General features: G+C 29.7%; 26 protein-coding genes. 12 read left to right on the top strand and 14 right to left on the bottom strand.

Annotated features, from left to right (window positions below; all coding sequences use genetic code 11):
* Position 1: 1 nt before the first annotated feature.
* Positions 2–850, bottom strand: a complete 849-nt coding sequence (locus tag ACXGQT_RS12695; RefSeq protein WP_457828955.1) for a glycosyltransferase family 2 protein — start codon at positions 848–850, stop codon at positions 2–4.
* Positions 851–1072: 222 nt separating this feature from the next.
* On the opposite strand from ACXGQT_RS12695, the gene ACXGQT_RS12690 reads away from it, so the two are divergent.
* Together ACXGQT_RS12690 and ACXGQT_RS12685 are read left to right on the top strand one after the other, a co-directional pair.
* The gene (locus tag ACXGQT_RS12690; RefSeq protein WP_457828954.1) at positions 1073–1984 is read left to right on the top strand and encodes a DUF5672 family protein; all 912 of its coding nucleotides are present in this window, start codon (positions 1073–1075) and stop codon (positions 1982–1984) included.
* On the top strand, positions 1984–3126 hold the full coding sequence (locus ACXGQT_RS12685) for a glycosyltransferase (protein WP_457828953.1): 1143 nt from the start codon (positions 1984–1986) through the stop codon (positions 3124–3126). Before ACXGQT_RS12690 ends, ACXGQT_RS12685 begins: the two co-directional genes overlap by 1 nt.
* Here ACXGQT_RS12685 and ACXGQT_RS12680 read toward each other — a convergent pair.
* The 4 genes from ACXGQT_RS12680 to ACXGQT_RS12665 form a co-directional block, all read right to left on the bottom strand.
* A complete protein-coding gene (locus ACXGQT_RS12680; RefSeq protein WP_457828952.1) occupies positions 3123–4220 on the bottom strand; it encodes a glycosyltransferase family 4 protein in 1098 nt (365 codons plus the stop codon). The genes ACXGQT_RS12685 and ACXGQT_RS12680 overlap by 4 nt on opposite strands.
* Positions 4221–4299: 79 nt before the next feature.
* Positions 4300–5379: a glycosyltransferase gene (locus tag ACXGQT_RS12675; RefSeq protein ID WP_457828951.1), complete on the bottom strand. Its 1080-nt coding sequence runs from the start codon at positions 5377–5379 to the stop codon at positions 4300–4302.
* A gap of 1 nt (position 5380) precedes the next feature.
* On the bottom strand, positions 5381–6490 hold the full coding sequence (locus ACXGQT_RS12670; protein WP_457828950.1) for a glycosyltransferase family 4 protein: 1110 nt from the start codon (positions 6488–6490) through the stop codon (positions 5381–5383).
* Positions 6491–6656: 166 nt separating this feature from the next.
* A complete protein-coding gene (locus ACXGQT_RS12665; protein ID WP_457828949.1) occupies positions 6657–7688 on the bottom strand; it encodes a hypothetical protein in 1032 nt (343 codons plus the stop codon).
* 242 nt (positions 7689–7930) lie between these two features.
* On the opposite strand from ACXGQT_RS12665, the gene ruvX reads away from it, so the two are divergent.
* From ruvX to mazG, 9 genes are all read left to right on the top strand, one after another.
* Positions 7931–8338 (top strand): Holliday junction resolvase RuvX, encoded by a 408-nt coding sequence (gene ruvX, locus ACXGQT_RS12660; RefSeq protein ID WP_457828948.1) that lies wholly within the window; start codon positions 7931–7933, stop codon positions 8336–8338.
* 22 nt (positions 8339–8360) lie between these two features.
* The gene (locus tag ACXGQT_RS12655) at positions 8361–9404 is read left to right on the top strand and encodes a hypothetical protein (RefSeq protein ID WP_457828947.1); all 1044 of its coding nucleotides are present in this window, start codon (positions 8361–8363) and stop codon (positions 9402–9404) included.
* Positions 9405–10280, top strand: coding sequence for a glucose-1-phosphate thymidylyltransferase RfbA (rfbA, locus tag ACXGQT_RS12650; protein WP_457828946.1), 876 nt, complete (start codon positions 9405–9407; stop codon positions 10278–10280).
* Positions 10281–10853: a dTDP-4-dehydrorhamnose 3,5-epimerase gene (rfbC, locus tag ACXGQT_RS12645; protein ID WP_457828945.1), complete on the top strand. Its 573-nt coding sequence runs from the start codon at positions 10281–10283 to the stop codon at positions 10851–10853. It abuts the gene before it with no gap.
* A complete protein-coding gene (rfbD, locus tag ACXGQT_RS12640) occupies positions 10846–11703 on the top strand; it encodes a dTDP-4-dehydrorhamnose reductase (RefSeq protein ID WP_457828944.1) in 858 nt (285 codons plus the stop codon). The genes rfbC and rfbD overlap by 8 nt, the downstream gene beginning before the upstream one ends.
* Before the next feature lie 88 nt (positions 11704–11791).
* Positions 11792–12799: a dTDP-glucose 4,6-dehydratase gene (rfbB, locus tag ACXGQT_RS12635; protein ID WP_457828943.1), complete on the top strand. Its 1008-nt coding sequence runs from the start codon at positions 11792–11794 to the stop codon at positions 12797–12799.
* Positions 12800–12999: 200 nt separating this feature from the next.
* A complete protein-coding gene (def, locus tag ACXGQT_RS12630; protein ID WP_457828942.1) occupies positions 13000–13587 on the top strand; it encodes a peptide deformylase in 588 nt (195 codons plus the stop codon).
* 16 nt (positions 13588–13603) lie between these two features.
* Positions 13604–14035, top strand: coding sequence for a DUF5606 family protein (locus ACXGQT_RS12625; protein ID WP_457828941.1), 432 nt, complete (start codon positions 13604–13606; stop codon positions 14033–14035).
* A gap of 122 nt (positions 14036–14157) precedes the next feature.
* Positions 14158–14937, top strand: coding sequence for a nucleoside triphosphate pyrophosphohydrolase (gene mazG / locus ACXGQT_RS12620; RefSeq protein WP_457828940.1), 780 nt, complete (start codon positions 14158–14160; stop codon positions 14935–14937).
* Between the two features lies 1 nt (position 14938).
* On the opposite strand, the gene ACXGQT_RS12615 is transcribed toward mazG, so the two are convergent.
* On the bottom strand, positions 14939–15847 hold the full coding sequence (locus ACXGQT_RS12615; RefSeq protein WP_457828939.1) for a glycosyl transferase family 90: 909 nt from the start codon (positions 15845–15847) through the stop codon (positions 14939–14941).
* 125 nt (positions 15848–15972) lie between these two features.
* Here ACXGQT_RS12615 and ACXGQT_RS12610 point away from each other — a divergent pair, with 125 nt between their 5' ends.
* Entirely contained in the window at positions 15973–16530 is a 558-nt protein-coding gene (locus ACXGQT_RS12610) for an acyl-CoA thioesterase (RefSeq protein WP_457828938.1), read from the top strand.
* 44 nt (positions 16531–16574) lie between these two features.
* Here the strand turns inward: ACXGQT_RS12610 and carA are convergent, their stop codons facing one another.
* The 8 genes from carA to infA all read right to left on the bottom strand — a co-directional run bounded on the left by carA (position 16575) and on the right by infA (position 21177).
* Positions 16575–17675, bottom strand: a complete 1101-nt coding sequence (gene carA, locus ACXGQT_RS12605) for a glutamine-hydrolyzing carbamoyl-phosphate synthase small subunit (protein WP_457828937.1) — start codon at positions 17673–17675, stop codon at positions 16575–16577.
* Positions 17676–17819: 144 nt separating this feature from the next.
* A complete protein-coding gene (gene rplQ, locus ACXGQT_RS12600) occupies positions 17820–18293 on the bottom strand; it encodes a 50S ribosomal protein L17 (protein ID WP_457828936.1) in 474 nt (157 codons plus the stop codon).
* Positions 18294–18356: 63 nt separating this feature from the next.
* The gene (locus tag ACXGQT_RS12595; RefSeq protein ID WP_073121997.1) at positions 18357–19349 is read right to left on the bottom strand and encodes a DNA-directed RNA polymerase subunit alpha; all 993 of its coding nucleotides are present in this window, start codon (positions 19347–19349) and stop codon (positions 18357–18359) included.
* A gap of 20 nt (positions 19350–19369) precedes the next feature.
* On the bottom strand, positions 19370–19975 hold the full coding sequence (gene rpsD, locus ACXGQT_RS12590) for a 30S ribosomal protein S4 (RefSeq protein ID WP_457828935.1): 606 nt from the start codon (positions 19973–19975) through the stop codon (positions 19370–19372).
* 89 nt (positions 19976–20064) lie between these two features.
* Positions 20065–20457: a 30S ribosomal protein S11 gene (gene rpsK, locus ACXGQT_RS12585; protein WP_068827418.1), complete on the bottom strand. Its 393-nt coding sequence runs from the start codon at positions 20455–20457 to the stop codon at positions 20065–20067.
* A 7-nt stretch (positions 20458–20464) separates the two neighbouring features.
* Positions 20465–20830, bottom strand: coding sequence for a 30S ribosomal protein S13 (gene rpsM / locus ACXGQT_RS12580; RefSeq protein WP_457828934.1), 366 nt, complete (start codon positions 20828–20830; stop codon positions 20465–20467).
* Positions 20831–20832: 2 nt separating this feature from the next.
* Entirely contained in the window at positions 20833–20949 is a 117-nt protein-coding gene (gene ykgO, locus ACXGQT_RS12575) for a type B 50S ribosomal protein L36 (protein WP_013621733.1), read from the bottom strand.
* A 12-nt stretch (positions 20950–20961) separates the two neighbouring features.
* Positions 20962–21177 (bottom strand): translation initiation factor IF-1, encoded by a 216-nt coding sequence (infA, locus tag ACXGQT_RS12570; RefSeq protein ID WP_010137062.1) that lies wholly within the window; start codon positions 21175–21177, stop codon positions 20962–20964.
* Positions 21178–21179 lie beyond the last annotated feature (2 nt).

The following is a 21179-nucleotide window of genomic DNA, read 5'->3' as shown; positions in this document are numbered from 1 at the left end:
CTTATTTAAACTTTATACCTCTAAGAAAACATTCTAACTTAACGAATATTTTATAAGATATTGTTTTCTTTATATTTAAAAACAAAGTGTGTTTTGGAGGTGTATCTATCATTGTATTAACAATATCCATGGCATTTAATAACTTTCCTTTAAAAAAAATATCCCCATAAGTTTCAGAATGTTTTTGATAAATACAATTCATTGTAAAATTCACTTTAAAAGGATCCTTTGTAAAACTTATCATTGAATTTTCAGTTTGTCTATAGTAAAAAAGTTCCTTTTCAATTTTATGAACCTTTGATTTTTCATTTAATAATTGAATCCAAAACTCCCAATCTTCATACCCATAAATTAAATTAGGATCATAGCCCTTTGTAGTATTATATTCTGATTTTTTAAAAAATGCAGAACAAAATATACAATTTTCTTTAAGAAGTTGTTTATATGAATATTTTTTCAAGTCCATCACATCTTCTTTCTTCCCAAAATATCTTGCGTTACAATACACTACCGAATAATTAGTATTTTCCTTAAAGAAACCAATTGCATCTTCTACATAAGTACTACCTATCATATCATCAGCATCAAGTGGAAGTATAAATTCTCCTTTTGCTATTTTTATTCCATTATTTCTAGAATTAGACAGTCCTTGATTTTCTTGGCTCACTACTTTTACTCTAGAATCTTTTTGAATGTATTCTGAAACTATTAGCAATGAATTATCTGTAGACCCATCATTTATTACTATACACTCTAAATCAGTATAACTCTGGTTTAAAACAGAGTCTAAACACTCTGCTATATATTTTTCTTGATTAAAACAAGGGATAATAATAGATACAATAGGCATAAACAAATCTTTTAAAACACAAATATACTTCTCCCAAATCAAAAACCTTACATGTATCTCTTATTACTTTAAAACACTCATAATTCTTATAGCACATTTTATTATTGTATTTTGCACCCCTATCATCTATTCAACTTTTTTATTCTTTTCAATGCACTCTAGCTTCTTTAATTTCAATATGATTTTGAATTAAAACAACCATAGATATCTTGCCTTATTAAAATGAACAAAACAAAAACACTTATTACCTGCTACCTCCATTATTTAAAAATTAATAAATGGGCAAAGAGATATCTATCTGATGACATCACCCGCAACCAGTTAAAAGAAATAAAAAAACACGTTTTAAAGGATAGACTTCTAAAACCTGAAATTATTAAATACTTATCCAAAATAAACGATGGGCTTATTGCTGATAGAAAACAATACTGGAATTATTACCTAGAACATACACTTCCTAAAAAACAAGGTAACCCAATACTAAAAATAGCTAAAGAGTCTAACTTTACTGCTGTAATTGTAGAAGCTAGAAAACACCCACATTTTAAAGTTGTGGTAGAAAATGTTATTTTAAACACACAACACTTAAACGTTTCTTTACATGTTTACCACGGTACTGAAAACAAAGACTTTGTTAAAGATTGTTTAAAAGAACATACTAACGTAAAGTTTATTAATTTGAATGTTGAAAACTTAGATATTGAAGGATATAATAAAATTATGTTGTCTAAAAGTTTTTATCAGAACATTGATAGTGAACATATCTTAGTTTTTCAAACAGATGTAATTACTTTTAAACCATTAGACAAACAATTTTTAGCATACGATTATATTGGTGCCCCTTGGAAAAAAGAATTTTATCAAGCGTACAAAGCAGAAGTAGGAAATGGTGGCTTAAGTATACGTTCTAAAAAAGCTATGTTAAATATTCTAGAACAAAACATTATTAGAGAAAATTATATTCCTGAAGATTTATATTTGTCAAGAATTTTAACCGAACAACATTTTCAAATTGCTCCCTTTAATATTGCCTTAGAGTTTGCAACAGAAGATGTCTACAACCCACATGCGTTTGGCTGTCACAAAAGTTGGGAGTTAAGATCAATGAATGAATTAAAAAACATGTTAAAGTAATGCCTAAAATATTATTCTTTTACCCAGACAATCCTTTAGATATTAACCAAGGAAACAATGCTAGAGTAAATACATTATTACATTATTTTAAGGCTCATAATTTTACAGTTGATTTTGTTGGAGAAACAAGTCAAATTTTTAACAACAATGATCTTTTAAAACTGCAAAACTCTAACCTAGTAAACAATGCCACATTAATTAGAAAAAGAAAAAAAAGTGGTATTACTTATCTTTTTGGTCACTCAATTCCTAATAAAATAAAAAATAAAACCGGATTATTTACTCGTTTAGGAGTAGGACAAAAAAAAGATTTTGAGGATATTTTGAAACAAAACACTTATGATTACATTTTAATTTCATACGTATTATTTGCTCCATTTATTAGTGATAAAAAACTTTTAAAGGGAGCCACTACTATTGTTGATACTCATGATTTTTTTACTGCTCAATTTAAGGATCATAAAAAATGTAAAAACATTGGAGATTTATTTAATACAGAACTTAAACTATTACATAAATTTGATTCAATTTGGGCTATTTCTAATGAAGAAAAATTTATTTTCAATCAATTTCTACCGAATAAAAATATTGAATTAATTCCGCATGGAATAGAAAACAAATCTGCACTAAAGGACATAACACCCTCTATAGATATATTTTACGTTGCGAGTCCTAACCCACATAACACACAATCAATAAAATGGTTTTTTAACAATGTTTATCCTTTACTCCCTAAAGAAATCAACATAACCATTGTAGGTAGAATTGTTCATTTTATTGATGATTATGACAATGTAACAAAGATAGAAAGAGTTAAATATTTGAGTGATTTTTATAAGAAAAGTAAAATTACCATCTGTCCAATGCTTAGTGGTACTGGACTAAAAATTAAAGTAGTAGAATCTTTATCTTATGGAATTCCAGTGGTTTGTAGCGAAAGAGGTGTAGACGGTCTATTAAACAAAACCAACAATGGATGCTTAGTCACTAACACTCCCAACATTTTTGCAAACTACATTACCCGCTTACTTAAAGACGTAGATTTTTACAACAAAAAATCTACGGAAGCTAGTATATTTTTTAACGACTGTTTAAACATAAAAAACGTTCATCAAAAATTAAATACTTTTTTTAAGGTTTAAAACAATAAGTCTTGATAAATAGCAAGGTAATTTTTTGCCATCACCGTATAATCAAACTTGGCAGCTCTTTCAATTAGTTTATCCTTAAATTCAGATTGATTTTCATAAAAAGCATTCATCCCGTTTTTATAAACTGAAACCATTTTTTGAGTATCAAAATCTTTAAAATAAAAAGCTACCTCTCCACCTACTTCTGGCAAACTTGTTCTATCACTTAAAAAAACTGGTTTTCCAAATCCCATAGCTTCAATTGGAGGAATACCAAATCCTTCTGCAATGGATGGATGACACATAGAAGTAGCATTCTGAATCAAAGCCCATTTTTCATCATCAGTAATGTTATTACAAAAATGTACTCGCTCTTTTAGTCCTAAAACTTCAATTTCATCTGTAATTTCATTTAGGTAGGGTGTGATTTCACTTGAATATACTAAAACCAAATCTTCTTCAATAAATGGTAACATTTTCACTAAAGAAAGTTGATTTTTTTTAGGAAACAAGACCCCTATATTTAAAATATATTTTTTGTCTTTTAAAAAATTATAATCTCCCAAACTGTATTTTTTATTTAGGTCAGGAAATTTAATTCCATTATAAACCACTTTTATAACTGGTTTTTTATAAAAATTAAATAGGTGAATATTATTAACTAAATCTTGTTTTGCGAATTCTGATATACACACAATTACATTTGCATTTCGTATGTTTTTTTCAATTCTTTTTATTCCTTTGGTCTTTTTCTTATCAGAGACATCTTCATGAATAAAATTTAAATCATGAAGTGTTACCACTTTTTTTTGTCCGATTCTTAAAAAATGAAAATAAGACGACAACTGATGACTTGTGTGCACCAAATCAAATTTAAATGTAGAAAAAGGTCTAAATTTATGAACCGGAACTCTTTGTTTAATTTTAAAGTTTGTTCCTAATTCATCTATAGTTATAAGAGGTCCATAAAGAGATACAGAAATATTATTCAATGGAGATAATTTTGAAATCCCCAAGGCTAAATTCTTAAAAACATTAGCGATACCCGAATTTGGGTAACGTAGTCTTTCTAGATCAATTAATATTTTCTTCTTTTTATTTGTCATTCACTTTTTTTTGCAAATATAATATCAACACTATTCAATAAATCATATATAACCAAACATTTATTAAGATATATTCTGTTTATATAGACTCTAAATACGCTTCTACCTTTTTGTTATTAATCTCTGCATCAAAATATTGATTTACAAATTCATGACCTTTAACACCCATCGTGTCTCTCAAGGCATCATCTGTATTTAATATTATAATTTTATTAGCCAATTCTTCCAAATTGTCTTTTTCAATTAAATACCCAGTAACATTATTGTCTATTATTTCTGGATTACTACTTACATTATAAGCAATTACTGGCTTATAATGATAAGAAGCCTCTGCAATTACATACCCAAACCCCTCCCAATGCGAGGTTAATACAAAAAGGTCTAATTGAGTCATAAATGCATTTACATCCTCTACATACCCTTTAAATTCTACAACATCTTCTACACCTATCTCTTTTGCTTTATTTTTTAAAACATTTAGCAATCGACCATCTCCGCCTATTAGTAATTTAAAATTTAAGTTTTTAGATTTTAAAACCAAGGCCAAATCTAACAATGCCATTTGATTTTTTTGATATTCTAACCTTCCTAAATTCCCTATAATTAACGTTTCTCCTTTTGTTTTATTTTTTATAGGATAATAGTTTTCTAGGTGAATTCCGTTATAAATTACTTTAATTTTATCTTTTGGAAACAAGTAAGTATTATTTTGATTTACTGTTCTTTTGGTTTCTTCTGAATTTGCCAACATATTAGTTAACACATTCTTAAAGTAAAATCTATTTAAAAAGGTATCTTTAATAGGAATAGCACTTCCTCTTCTATATACTACTTTATTTATTTCTGCTAATTTAGCTGCAACAGCACCTGTTTTAATATCTTTAGAAGCATTAAGTATTAAAATATCTGGTTGATCTTTTCTAAATAATTTAACCAGCTTATAAATTTTAAAAGGATTTAAAAAACTTAAATTTTCAATATTCACAAGCCTAACCTCTAAACCTGCTGCAACAGACTTTTGATGTAATACACCATTTTTTTGACAATATACAATTACAGGATATCCTTTTGTCTGTAAATAGGAAGCCATTTCTAAGTGCCATTTTTCTCCACCTCCCCATGTTTTTACAGAGTTAAAAAAGCATATTGTTTTTTTCATTTTACAAACCTTTATAAAGTTTCATCATTTGTTGTCCAATACAATTATCATTAAACCTTTGTGCATATTCCCACCCTTTTAAAGTCATGCTTTGTTGCAAATCTACATCTTCTTCAATTTTAACAATTGCTTTTTGCAATGCAATTTCATCATAAGCATTTATATATATACTATTAGGGCCTCCTGCTTCGGAAAAACAACTTCCTGTTGATGATATTACAGGAGTTTTAGAATACAGTGCTTCCACAATAGGTATACCAAATCCTTCAAAAATACTAGGATAAATAAAAATATTTGCCATTTGATATATCATAGCCAATTCATTCATAGCTACCCCTTGTAAAAAATGTACTCTATCTTTCATGCGATTGGCCTCTATAAAAGCCTTTACCTTTTCAGCATAATTGGTTTCTTTCCCTACCACTACCAAATGATGATCTGTATCTTGTATTGCTTTTACAATGGTTAACAAGTTTTTACGCTCTTGTATGGTTCCTACGTTTAATAAATAATTCTTAGGCAAAGAAAATTTAGTTGCAACCTCTAGCTTTTCATCTTCTGTATATGTTTGCTTAAAAGATGCATGGCAACCTTGATAAACCACCTCTATTTTATTAGCAGGAATATTTAAAAACTCTACAATATCATTTTTAGTTTGTTCACTTATGGCTATCACTTTATCAGCAACTTGAGCCGCTCTTTTAAACTTTTTAAAATGGATTTTACCATCAATATAAGAATACAATTCAGGATATCTTACAAAAATTAAATCGTGAATAGTTACTACAGATTTAATTTTTGTCTTTTCAATTCCAATGGGTAATTCGTTGGTCAATCCGTGATAAATTTCAATTTTATCGGCTATTAAATCTTTAACTATAGCCTTTTGCCTCCATAAAGAACTTAACTTTTGCCATACCTTAGCTTTTGGCATGCACAAAACCATGTTAGATGTTAACACAAGTCTATCAACCCTACCTGGTTTGGGATTGTATAAAAAATATTTATTTACTGAGAATTGATTTACCAAAATCCTTAACGTATCTCTACTATAATTTCCTAAACCTGTTGTGTTATGAAACACTCTTTTGGCATCAAAACCTAATTTCATTTTTTTTATTTTATGGCAACATATTTACTATTTGTAAACTGTTTCTGGTTCGCAATATATTGAATCTTTTCTTATTTAAAATAAACTTAACAATAAGTATACATCAATAAAAACAAGCTATTACCCCTATAATAGAAACCTCCAACAAAATACTGTTTACAAAAAATTACATTTTACAATTTAAGAAATTTATATACTTATCTTGTTGAAATTCAAAACTCCATTTTTTCTTATTAAATTGACATTGAGGTTTTTTAAGTTGATTCAAAACATCAATTAAATTCTCTTCTTTCTCGTAAAACACTGCTGTTGATTTAAAATCCTCAAATTGATAAAAGAACGAATCTAATATCATAGGTATACGATAAGAAAAAGCTAAGTTGAACGAACCCGATATCTTATATTTATAATCACCTCTCAAAAGGTGTTTGTTATGAATTATAGGTAAAATATAATCACTCTTTTGGAGGTAAGAATGAAAGAGATCGTTATCTATAAAACCATCCCAAAATATACAATTTTTATTTAAATCGTGTGCCTCAAACTCTTTTGATAGGTTCTGATCACTTTTACCAAGAAAAATAAGTTTTATATTCTTATTTAAGTTTCCAGCTTTAAAAAACTCAAATAATTGTATATAATTTCTTCGTTTTAATTCCATTTTCCCAGGAATCGTAATCCATATTTCTCCTTCCTTTTTATTTAACTCAATACTTCTATGTTCTTTAAAAAAAATAGGATAAAAAGACTCAAAATTTGCTTTTAATACAGGATTTGTATTATGATTCTCAAGTAAATAATCATTTAACAATAAAAAAGAATTAACTGTTTTATAGGTATGTCTATACTTCGTATCCTTAAGATCTTTAAGGTTATGTAAAACACCATAATAACCTCTCTTTGTTTTAGAACAAATCATAAGTAAATTACGAACAGATTTGCCTGAAACAGTATTAAAAACTACTTTGTGAATATTATGCTTATTTAAAAAATTAATAATTTTTAAATATCCAACACCCCATTGATTACTTCTAACCATTAAGACATCTTCAAACTCTTTTAAATAACCAATTCTTCCCTCTAACCTATAGTTAGAAATCAAAAACAACTTTACTTCTGGTAAAGATTTTAAAAACGCAACCTGAGAATAAATACATTCATCATGATGTGAATTAAACTCAACAAGAACAACATTCATTACAATTTTTTTAACTATCGGGGAAGGCAGGGGAACAACACTTGTAAATATATATAAATAATCAAATCAAACAATCTCATAAAAAATATAAACATTAATATAACGTAGATAACTATGTTTAAAAACGGTACGTTATATCAAAAACATAAAGTTTTTTTTATCTTTACCCAATATTCAACTACTTGTTAGTAACCATACTTCTAAACAACTTTTTTAATTCATCTTTTTCACAATAACTATACATGCCTAAAATATTAGCTTTTGATTACGGAACTGTACGAACAGGGTTAGCCGAAACTGATGATTTAAAAATGATGGCTTTTGGTTTAGACACCGTTCTTACCAAGGAAATTTTTAGCTATTTAAATCAGTACTTAAAAAAAAATACTGTTGAGGTATTTGTGGTTGGAGAACCTAAGCAAATGAATGGTTTAGAAAGCGAAAGCGAAATGCATATTAAAGAGTTTATTAAAAAATTAGATAGTACATATAATATTCCCATTGTTAGGTTTGATGAACGTTTTACCTCTAAAATGGCTTTTGATACTATGATTGCTAGCGGCATTGGAAAGAAAAAAAGACAAAATAAAGGATTGGTTGATAAAATTAGTGCTACCATTATTTTACAAGGGTATTTAGATACGCTATAATTTTTAGTAAACCTATTTTTTAATGAATAAAAACACTCTAAATTTACCCAAAATTGCACTAATTGAATTTGATCAATCTCATGGAGAATGTTTATTCAGTCAAATATTATTTTTACAAAATTATTATCAAATCACGGTGTTTCTAAACAAAAAAAACACCGAAGACCTAACAAACATTTCCAACATAACCCTTATTAATATTGATTTAGGAGATAAAAAAACAAATCAATTTGTTAAGCAGTATTTGATTAAAGAAAAAATAAATAAAGTAATCTTTAACTCTGCCGAAAGAAAAATATACAAGTTTTTATTATTGTTTTTATTTAATAAACAGATTTCTTTTTGGGGAATCCTACACAATCCTAACAGACTAAAAAAAAGCATAAAACAAAAATATATTAGTTATAAAATTAGTGGTTATTTTGTACTGAGTGATTTTGTAAAACAAAATATAGTTACCGAAAAACTAACAAAAACCCCAATACAAAGTATTTACACTATCTTTTGTGAAAAAACTGAAGGTTCTAAAAAAATAATCAAACCCGAAAACGAAACTTGGATAGTTATTCCTGGAAAAATAGAGTTTGATAGAAGAGATTATCTTTTTTTATTAAACCTTGAGATTCCTAAAAACATTAAATTTATTATTCTAGGAAACATTAACACTAAAGATGGAATTGAATTTATGCAAACGGTCTTAAAAAATAAATTTCTGAATAATTTTCTTTTTTTTAAAACCTATATTCAAGATTATGAATTTAACCAATATATAGAAAATGCTGATTTTATATTACCGCTAATACATCCTAATAATCCCTTTTTTAACAAGTATATTAAAAATAAAATCACAGGCACTTATAATTGGGCATACGCATTTAAAAAAACAATGTTACTTGAACAAAGTTTTTCATCAATTAAAGAGTTTAAAGAAACATCTTATTTTTATAACATTACTCCAAATCAAATATTTGAAGTTTTAAAACAACCTAAAAAAAAATACATAGGTAATAAGTGGGCGTTTGAGTATCAACAAAACAACTACCTCAATTTTATAAAAACAAAATAAATGAAAGGAATTATTCTAGCAGGAGGATCTGGAACCAGATTGTATCCCCTTACCAAAGCAACTTCAAAACAATTATTGGCAATTTATGACAAGCCTATGATTTACTACCCACTTTCGGTATTGATGCTCGCTGGAATTAAAGAAATTCTTATTATTACCACACCCGAAGATCAAGAAAGGTTTGTAAATCTTTTAGGTGATGGTTCTCAAATAGGAATTACACTTACCTACGCTGTGCAACCTAAACCAGAAGGACTGGCACAAGCTTTTATTATTGGTAAAGAATTTATTGGAAATGATGATGTCGCTTTAATTTTAGGAGATAATATATTTTACGGACAAGGGTTTATCCGTCTTTTAACCAATGCTATTCAAAGTGCAAAACAAGAAAACAAAGCTACTGTTTTTGGATATTATGTTAATGATGCTGAACGTTATGGTGTGGTTGAGTTTGACCAAAACAAAACAGCTTTAAGTATTGAAGAAAAACCTAAAAAACCTAAAAGTAATTATGCGGTTTCTGGTCTGTATTTTTATCCTAATAACGTTATAAAAATAGCCGAAGCTATAGTCCCTAGTGAAAGAGGTGAATTAGAAATTACCAGCGTAAATCAGGCTTATTTAAAAAAACAAGAACTAAATGTACAGGTAATGGGACGTGGTTATGCTTGGCTAGATACGGGTACACACGAATCTATGCTAGAAGCCTCTAACTTTATTCACACCATAGAAAAAAGACAAGGGTTAAAAGTAGCTTGTATAGAAGAGATTGCCTATGAACAAGGCTATATAAACCAAAAGCAGTTACTAGCCTTAGGACAAGAAATGAAAAAAAATGAATACGGTCAGTATTTAATTAGAAGAGCAAAAAAATAAATGAAATATACACGTACCGAAATCCCTGATATTATTATTTGTGAGCCCAAAGTTTTTGGAGACCACAGAGGATATTTTATGGAATCTTTTAAAGAAAACACTTTAACTGATTTTTTAGGGTATAAAATAAATTTTTGTCAGGACAATGAATCCGCTTCAACAAAAGGCGTTCTTAGAGGATTACATTATCAAGTAGGAAAATTTGCTCAAACAAAACTGGTAAGAGTTATTCAAGGAAAAGTAATAGATGTGGCAGTAGATATCAGAAAAGGATCTCCTACTTTTGGACAACACATTGCAGTAGAGTTATCTGCCGAAAACAAAAAACAGTTATTAGTGCCTAAAGGGTTTGCTCATGGTTTTGTAGTATTGAGTGATACTGCCATTTTTAGCTATAAAGTAGATGCTCTTTATAGTTTTGATAATGAAAGAGGAATTGCTTTTGATGATCCTTCTTTAAATATTGATTGGAAATTAAATCCAGATGAATTGCTATTGTCTGATAAAGATTTAAAAAACCCAACCATAGAAAACGCTGATTTGTTTGATTTTAACACCAACTATTATGAATAATATTTTAGTTACAGGAGCTAATGGTCAATTAGGATCAGAAATTCAAAAGCTTTCTAAAAATTATAACCAACACACTTTCTTTTTTACAGATGTAACCAATTTAGACATTACAGACGTAGAAAAAGTACGCGAGTTTTGTAGTATCAATCTCATCAAAACAATTATTAATTGTGCTGCCTATACGGCCGTAGACAAAGCCGAAGAACAAACTGATATTTGTAATGCTGTTAACCATATAGCTACAATAAACCTAAGTACGGTTGCTAAAGAATTAAATATTAAATTCATTCATACTTCCACAGATTATGTGTTTAACGGAAACAGTTTTACACCATATAAAGAAGATGATATAACCAACCCTATAAACGTTTATGGAAAAACAAAATGGTTGGGAGAACAAGCCATGATTGAGATCAATCCTAAACACTCTATCATCATTAGAACCTCTTGGGTGTACTCTACTTTTGGAAACAACTTTGTAAAAACCATGTTAAAGTTAGCCAAAACTAGAGAGCAGTTAACCATTATTGCAGATCAAATAGGGAGTCCTACCTATGCTCATGATTTGGCAAAAACAATTATAGAAATTCTTCCTAAAGTAACCAATGACCGAGTAGAAATATACCATTACTCAAATGAAGGTATTTGTTCTTGGTACGATTTTGCTTTTGAAATCTTTCATCAAACCAATACCAACTGCAAGGTGTTACCTATAGAAACAAAAGATTATCCAACTGCTGCAGAAAGACCTCTGTATAGTGTAATGAATAAATCTAAAATTAAAAACACCTTTGGAATTGAAATTCCACATTGGAAAACATCACTCGCCAACTGTTTAAAAAAGTTATAATACGGTCATCAAGAGAAATCGAGATGTGATTTGTAAATTTAAAAATCAGTTATCAACTCCGCTCGAACACCTTCAATAAAAAATAAAAATGAAAAATATACTAGTTACAGGAACTGCCGGATTCATAGGTTCTAATTTTATCTATCATTTTATAAAAAACCACACAGATTATCACCTAATCAGTTTAGATAAATTAACCTATGCAGGAAGTCTAGAAAATTTAACTGAAGTTAAAAATCACCCAAGACATACTTTTATCAAAGGAGATATTTGTGATAGAAAACTAATAGAAAATATCTTTTCAGAATACAACATCCAAGGAGTATTGCATTTTGCTGCAGAATCTCATGTTGATAATTCCATATCTAACCCTGGAGTATTTATAGAAACCAATGTAAACGGAACTTTTACCTTGTTAGATGTGGCTTATAAGTTTTGGATGGAAAAACCTTTTACTTATAAACAAGGCTTTGAAAATTGTAGATTTTTACACGTTTCTACCGATGAAGTTTACGGTACTTTAGGTGAAACTGGTTTGTTTACCGAAACAACTCCTTATGCTCCAAACTCACCATATAGTGCTTCAAAAGCTAGTAGTGATATGTTGGTAAGAAGTTACCATCACACCTACGGAATGAACACTGTTATTACCAATTGTTCTAACAATTATGGACCACAGCAACACGATGAAAAATTAATTCCAACCGTTATTAGAAAAGCATTAAATGGTGAAAACATTCCTATTTATGGTGATGGAAAAAATATTCGTGATTGGTTGTATGTACTAGATCATTGTAAAGGAATAGATTTGGCTTACCACACAGGAACTTCTGGAGAAGTTTACAATATTGGAGGAAGAAATGAGAGGAATAACAACTACATCGCAAATAAAATTTGTGAAATTTTAGATGAATTAAAACCACAAGAAAACAGCTATAAAAAGTTAATTAATTATGTAGAAGACAGAGCTGGTCACGATAGACGTTATGCCATTGATGCCACTAAAATTGAAACAGAATTAAACTGGAAAGCAGATGAAAACTTTGAATCGGGAATAGTAAAAACCATTGAATGGTATTTACTAAAATACAGTTAAAATAATTGTAATTCTTAAATTTGTCTAAATGTTCTCAACTGGTTAAGCATCTATCAAAGACAAAATTTTAACATCAAAAAACTTTTAAAAAACATTACCAAGCCAAAGTTCTACATCACTTTGGCTTTTTTATTGCTGTTATATCAAAGTATAAAGCTATTCTTTGTACTTTTGCCCAACCAAATTTTTAGAATACTATTATGATTTTACCTGTTATCGCTTACGGAGATCCTGTCTTAAGAAAAGTAGGAAAAGAAATAGACAAAGACTATCCTGAACTAACAACCTTAATTGCCAATATGTGGGAAACCATGGAAAACGCAAACGGTGTTGGTTTGGCAGCTCCACAAATAGGAAAATCATTACGCTTATTTGTGATTGATGCTACTCCTTTTGCTGAAGATGAAGACTTGGAGCCAGAAGAAAAAGAGGTTCTAAAAAATTTTAGAAAAGTATTCATCAACGCTAAAATAGAATCTGAAGAAGGTGATGAATGGGCATTTGAAGAAGGGTGTTTAAGTATTCCTGAAGTAAGAGAAGAAATTTGGAGAAATGATATTATTCACGTTACCTATCAAGATGAAAATTTTGAAACTCACAAAGCAACTTATAGTGGATTAGCTGCTAGGGTTTTTCAACACGAATACGACCATATTGAAGGAATTTTGTTTACAGACAAAGTATCGTCTTTAAAAAAGAGATTGATTAAAAAGAAATTAGAAAACATTTCTAAAGGGAAAATTGGAGCAGATTATAGAATGCGCTACTACAGTGCCAAAAAAAGATAACTAAAAAACAAATAAAATGAGTTTAACAAAAGTAATTGCAATTGCTGGAAAACCAGGATTATATGAAATTTTAGGACAAACCAAAGGTGGTTTTATCACTACTAGTTTGTTAGATGGAAAAAAATCACCAGTTAAAAACACTCAAAACGTAAGTGTTTTAAGTGATATCGGAATTTATACTTATGAAACTGAAATTCCTTTAGGACAGGTATTTTTATCTATTCATGAAAAATTTGAAGGTAAAGAAGGGTTGAGCCATAAAGCTCCAAATAACGAATTAACAGCTTTATTTAGCGAAGTATTACCTGAGTATGATGAAGAGCGTGTATACGTTTCAAACATCAAAAAAGTAGTACAATGGTACAATATTTTAGTCAATGCCGAATTTGATTTTGAAAGTATTAAAGAAGACTTAAAAAAATTAGAAGAAGCTCAGAACGAAGCATAACAAACAATTGTTTGTTTTCATAAAAAAGCTGTTAACTTTTATGTTAACAGCTTTTTTTATTTAAGTCTTTAAATACACCTTCTACTTTTTACCTTTGGCAAACCACACAATTTTTAAGAAACATGAACACCAGAAAAAATCAATTAGCCGCTATAGATCGTTTGTTAACCATTATGGATGAACTTAGGGAACAATGCCCTTGGGATAAAAAACAAACTTTAGAATCTCTTAGACATTTAACCATAGAAGAAACTTACGAACTTGCCGATGCTATTCTTGCCAATGATTTAAATGAAATTAAAAAGGAACTTGGAGATTTACTACTTCACATTGCCTTTTATTCAAAAATAGGTAGTGAAACCAACAGTTTTGACATAGGTGATGTGGCTACTGCTATATCAGAAAAATTAATTCACAGACATCCTCATATTTATAGTGATGTAAATGTTGATAACGAAGAAGATGTAAAGAAAAACTGGGAAGAATTAAAACTAAAGGAAAAAGGCAATGTTTCCCTTTTACAAGGAGTTCCAAACTCTTTGCCTGCTTTGGTAAAAGCCAATAGAATTCAGGAAAAAGTTTCGGCCGTGGGTTTTGATTGGGAACATCCAGATCAAGTTTGGGAAAAAGTTCAAGAAGAACTAGGAGAGTTAAATGAAGAAATAGAAAAAGGAGATAAAAAGCGTATAGAAGCAGAATTTGGCGATGTTTTGTTCTCTATGGTAAACTATGCTAGACTTATTGGAATTAACCCCGAAAACGCATTAGAACGAACTAATAGAAAGTTTAAGAAACGTTTTGAATACCTAGAAGACAATACCATGAAAAAAGGCATTAAACTTACCGATCTTAGTTTAGAAGAAATGGATGTTTATTGGGAAGAAGCTAAAAAGTTTGATTGATTCAATTTTCTTGTAAGTCAAAATATTTTTTTACCACTTTATGAGCAATAGCTTTTTCTGTTTTTAAATCTTTAAATTGTTTTACATAATTATTGGCATTTTTAACAATTTCCAAAGCCTTATCAGTATGCTTTATATAATAATTTAATTTTTCTTCTAAATCTGAGTAATCATCTTTAATACATATAAAGTGGTAGTCGGGAATTAAGGTTCCTTCCATAAACCAAGTTTCAAATTTATGCTTTGGAGACACTGCAATGGAATTTGATGACATGATCCACTTTAAATTTGTTGCCACATCATTTCCTTCCAAAGACAGAATGAATTTATACTTTAAATGTTCTTGAATTGATAGTTTAGGAGTGCTCCATTCTGCTGGTACCTGAGGAGAATTCACTGCTCCTAAATCACACAAAGGATTCTTAAAATATTTTTTATAAAAATCAATTCTATGAGGGTGATATGCAAATATTTTAGCCCTTCCCACCATCATATCTATCTTATCTACATATCTAATTTTATCTTTCACAAATTTAAAATGCCTAACCTTATTTAATTTCAGTAAAATTGAATTTTGGTTATCATCAACTATAGGTCTACTTTTCACAAAACAAGGTTGATTAGGAACTTCTGTTACATCTCCAAATTCATAATCAAACTTATAGTTTTTGGGGAAATATCTAAGTGATTCAATTAAATCAAAATAATAAGTTTTTAACTTTTTAGGCCTTTTAAACCCCTGGATATCTACAGAATTTTTAAGATGATAAGTATTAGCAAGTTTATTGTAATAATCAACTCTTTCAGACAAATTAAAACCTTTATGTTTTATGTTTTTAGAAAAACAACTTCTTGGTACTATGTCTAAAAAGACATTTTTAACATAATACTTAAATTTTATTAACCTCATAAATGTAAAGACTTATCTTCGCAATAAAACTACAATATAATTTCTAAAACTACATAAATATTTAAACTACGTATATATACGTAATTTTTACGTATATTTGCCATAATATATAAAGTTTGTACATCATGGATACACTTATTAAAAGCCCACAAGATTCTGCCGTTGAGATTACAGAATTAATGAAACCCTTAAATTCTAACTTTAGTGGTAAAATTCACGGAGGTTATATTTTAAATTTAATGGATCAGATTGCCTTTGCCTGTGCCTCTAAATATTCTGGTGCATATTGCGTAACAGCATCTGTAAATACAGTTAATTTTCTAAACCCTGTAGAAGTTGGTGAATTTTTAACTCTAAAAGCCAGGGTAAATTATGTAGGAAAAACATCTATGACTGTAGGAATTAGAGTAGTATCTGAAAACATTCAAACAGGTGTAAAAAAGCATTGTAATTCATCTTATTTTGTAATGGTTGCCAAAACTTCAGATGGAGAAAATGTAACAGTGCCTAAATTAAAATTAAGAAATTCTGAAGACGTTAGGCGTTTTATTCGATCTAAAAGCAGGTTAGAAACCAATAAACAAAGAAGACAAGCATTTAGCAAAGCTGCCTTTAATTATAAAGAACATTTAGAAGAATTAAAAGACTTTAATGTTTATATAGATCCTTCTTTACTAGATTAATAAAAAAGCCATTTCAGTTTGAAATGGCTTTTTTATTAAATGAATTATTTTTTCATGTTTTCAATAAACTGATCAAACAAATAAGTAGCATCATTTGGACCAGGTCCTGCTTCTGGATGGTATTGTACAGAAAACACTTTTTTTCCTTTAATAGCCAAACCTGCAACTGTATTGTCATTTAAGTGCACATGTGTAATTTCAACATTGTCTGTTTTCTCAACATCTTCTCTAACAACATTAAATCCATGGTTTTGAGAAGTTATTTCTCCTTTACCGCTTACTAGGTTTTTAATAGGATGGTTAATTCCTCTATGACCATTATGCATTTTATAAGTACCAATTCCTTGAGATAATGCTATAATTTGATGTCCTAAGCAAATACCAAATAAAGATAAATCTTTATCTATTATAGTTTTTGCTAATTCTTGTACATTTGTTAAAGGCTCTGGATCTCCAGGTCCATTAGACAAGAAATATCCATCAGGATTAAAAGCTGCCATGTCATCAAAAGAAGCAGTACATGGGAAAACTTTAATGTAACAATCTCTTTTTGCTAAATTTCTTAAAATATTACTTTTGATTCCTAAATCTAAAGCAGATACTTTATATTTTGCGTTTTCATCACCATAAAAATAAGGTTCTTTGGTAGATACTACAGAAGCCAAATCTAACCCTTTCATACTAGGAGCTTCTGCCAATTTAGCTTTTAAACCTTCGATGTTATCAACTTCAGTAGAAACTAAAGCATTCATAGCTCCGTGTTTTCTAATATAGCTAACAACTGCTCTGGTGTCTACATCAGTAATAGAAATTAATCCGTGTTTTTTTAAATACTCTTCTAAAGATCCATTAGAACGGTCTCTTGAGTATTCATAACTAAAATTTCTACATACTAAACCAGCAATTTTAATTCCTCCAGACTCTACTTCGTCATCGTTTACTCCATAGTTACCAATATGTGCATTGGTAGTTACCATGATTTGACCAAAATAAGATGGATCTGTAAAAATTTCTTGATAACCGGTCATACCTGTATTGTAGCATACTTCACCAATTGTAGTACCTTCAATACCTACAGACTTTCCTTCAAAGATAGTTCCATCTTCTAATAATAAAATTGCTTTCTTTAATTCTTTGTACTTCATAAAAGTTGTTTTTATTGTTGGGTGGAGGTGTATCACCTTAGCTTTCAACAAAGAATGTTTGTAAAAATATTTTTGCAAATATAAAAAAAGGATAAACTATTAAATAGTTTATCCTTTATATATTTTACTAGAAGTAAATCATGATTACTCTTCAGTAGTTTCTGTTGATTCTGCAGCTGCTTCTGTTTGAGGAGCATCAGCTTTTTTCTTAGATCTACGAGTAGTTTTCTTCTTCTTAGCACCGTTAGGGTTATAAATTTCGTTATAATCAACCAATTCAATCATTGCCATAGAAGCGTTATCTCCTTGACGATTTCCTAACTTAATAATACGAACATAACCTCCTGGTCTATCAGCCACTTTAACAGCAATCTGTTGGAATAACTCAGTAACAGCATATTTGTTTTTCAAATAAGAAAAAGCAACTCTACGATTATGTGTAGTATCTTCTTTAGATTTTGTTATGATTGGTTCTACAAACTGACGTAAAGCCTTAGCTTTAGCAACTGTTGTGTTAATACGCTTGTGTTCTATTAAAGAACAAGCCATATTAGCCAACATTGCATTTCTATGTGCAGTTTTTCTACCTAAGTGGTTAAATTTCTTTCCGTGTCTCATTGTAAATGATTTTAGCTTTCATCTTGCATCAACTCATTTTGAGGAGCAAAATATGAAAGGGGTTTAGTCTTTGTCTAATTTATATTTACTTAAATCCATTCCGAAATGTAAATTTTTAACGTTTACCAATTCGTCTAACTCCGTTAAAGATTTTTTACCAAAGTTTCTAAATTTCATTAAGTCATTTTTGTTAAATGATACAAGATCTCCTAACGTTTCAACTTCTGCTGCTTTTAAACAATTTAAGGCTCTTACAGACAAGTCCATATCAACCAATTTGGTTTTCAATAACTGTCTCATATGTAAAGATTCCTCATCATATGTTTCTGTTCTAGCAATTTCATCCGCCTCTAAAGTGATACGCTCGTCAGAGAATAACATAAAGTGGTGAATTAAAATTTTAGCAGCTTCTGTTAATGCATCTTTAGGGTTAATTGATCCATCTGTAACAACGTCAAAAACTAATTTTTCGTAGTCTGTCTTTTGTTCTACACGGTAGTTTTCTACTGCATATTTAACATTCTTTATAGGAGTGTAAATAGAATCAGTAAAAATAGTTCCTAAAGGCACATTTACTTTTTTATTTTCTTCAGCAGGAACAAATCCTCTACCTTTTTCAATAGTAATATCAAAACTTACAGCTACAGCGCTATCTAAGTTACATATAACTAAATCAGGGTTTAAAACTTGAAAACCTGAAGTAAATTTTTGAATATCACCAGCAGTAATTTGGTTCTGACCTGATACAGATACGGAAACAGTTTCCTTATCTGTGTCTTCAATCTGTTGCTTAAAACGAACTTGCTTTAAGTTTAGGATGATTTCAGTAACATCTTCCACAACACCTTGTACAGTAGAAAACTCATGTTCTACTCCCTCGATGCGTAAAGATGTAATAGCGAAACCTTCTAAAGACGATAATAATACTCTTCTTAAAGCATTACCAACTGTTAAACCAAAACCTGGTTCTAACGGTCTGAACTCGAATTTACCTTCAAAGTCGGTAGATTCGATCATGATAACTTTGTCTGGTTTCTGAAAATTTAAAATTGCCATAGTTAACTGGTGTCTAATTATTATTTCGAGTACAACTCGACGATTAATTGCTCTTTGATGTTTTCTGGAATTTGAATTCTTTCAGGAGCAGCTACAAAAGTTCCTGTTTTAGTATCATTGTTCCAAGTTAACCACTCATAAACAGCAGAAGAGTTAGCAATACTATTCTCAATAACTGAAAGTGATTTAGATTTTTCTCTTACACCAACAACATCACCAGGCTTCAATTGGTAAGAAGGAATGTTAACGATTTCTCCATTAACAGTAATATGTCTGTGAGATACTAATTGACGTGCTCCACTTCTAGAATTAGACAATCCCATACGGAATGCTGTGTTATCTAAACGAGATTCACATAATTGTAATAATACCTCTCCAGTAATACCTTTACTAGCAGAAGCTTTCTTAAATAAGTTAGAGAATTGACGCTCTAAAATACCATAAGTATACTTTGCTTTTTGTTTTTCTTGTAACTGTAAAGAATATTCAGAACGTTTAGCTCTTTTCTTTGCCAACCCGTGTTGTCCAGGAGGGTAGTTACGTTTTTCAAAAGACTTGTCATCACCAAAAATTGCTTCACCAAACTTACGAGCAATTTTAGTTTTAGGTCCATTATATCTTGCCATAATAAAAAAATTAAAAAGTTAGCAGTTATGAATTAAGGCTTAGTCCTTCGATAACTTAATTGCTAACTTAGTGTTAATAATAAATAAAATTAGATTCTTCTTCTTTTAGGAGGACGACATCCGTTGTGTGGTAATGGAGTAACATCAATGATTTCTGACACTTCAATTCCTGCATTGTGAATAGTACGGATAGCAGATTCTCTTCCATTTCCAGGTCCTTTTACATAAACTTTAACTTTACGTAAACCTGCTTCGTGTGCTACAGCAGCACAATCTTCAGCAGCAGTTTGTGCAGCATAAGGAGTGTTCTTTTTAGATCCACGGAATCCCATTTTACCTGCAGAAGACCATGAAATTACATCTCCTTTTTTATTTGTTAAAGAAATGATGATGTTGTTAAATGAAGCTGTAATGTGTGCTTCACCAACAGACTCAACAATAACTTTACGCTTTTTAGCGGTCTTTGTATTAGATTTAGCCATAACTTAATTATTTCTTTTTGTTCGCTACAGTTTTACGTTTACCTTTTCTTGTTCTAGAGTTGTTCTTAGTTCTTTGTCCTCTTAATGGTAACCCAGCTCTATGACGGATTCCTCTAAAACATCCAATATCCATCAAACGTTTGATGTTTATTTGGATTTCTGAACGTAACTCACCCTCAATAGTGTAAGTTCCTGCTTGTTCACGAATTGCTCCGATTTGAGCATCTGTCCAATCTTGAACTTTGATGTTCTCATCTACTCCAGCATTTGCTAAAATCTCTTTAGCTCTAGTTTTACCAATTCCAAAAATATAAGTTAACGCGATTACACCACGTTTGTTCTTTGGAATGTCAATACCTGAAATTCTTGCCATAACTAACCTTGTCTTTGTTTGAATCTAGGATTCTTTTTATTGATTACATATAATCTGCCTTTTCTACGCACAATCTTGCACTCGGCACTTCTCTTTTTTATTGATGCTCTTACTTTCATCGTAATGATATTTTAGTATCTATAAGTAATTCGAGCCTTAGATAAATCATAAGGACTCATTTCTAACTTAACTTTATCTCCTGGCAATAATTTAATATAATGCATACGCATTTTACCCGAGATGTGTGCAGTAACAATATGACCATTTTCTAACTCAACTCTAAACATTGCGTTAGATAATGCTTCAGTAATTGTACCGTCTTGTTGTATTGACGCTTGTTTTGCCATAA

The sequence above is a fragment of the Wenyingzhuangia sp. IMCC45467 genome, assembly GCF_054111205.1.
This window is presented reverse-complemented; position numbering and strand designations above follow the sequence as displayed.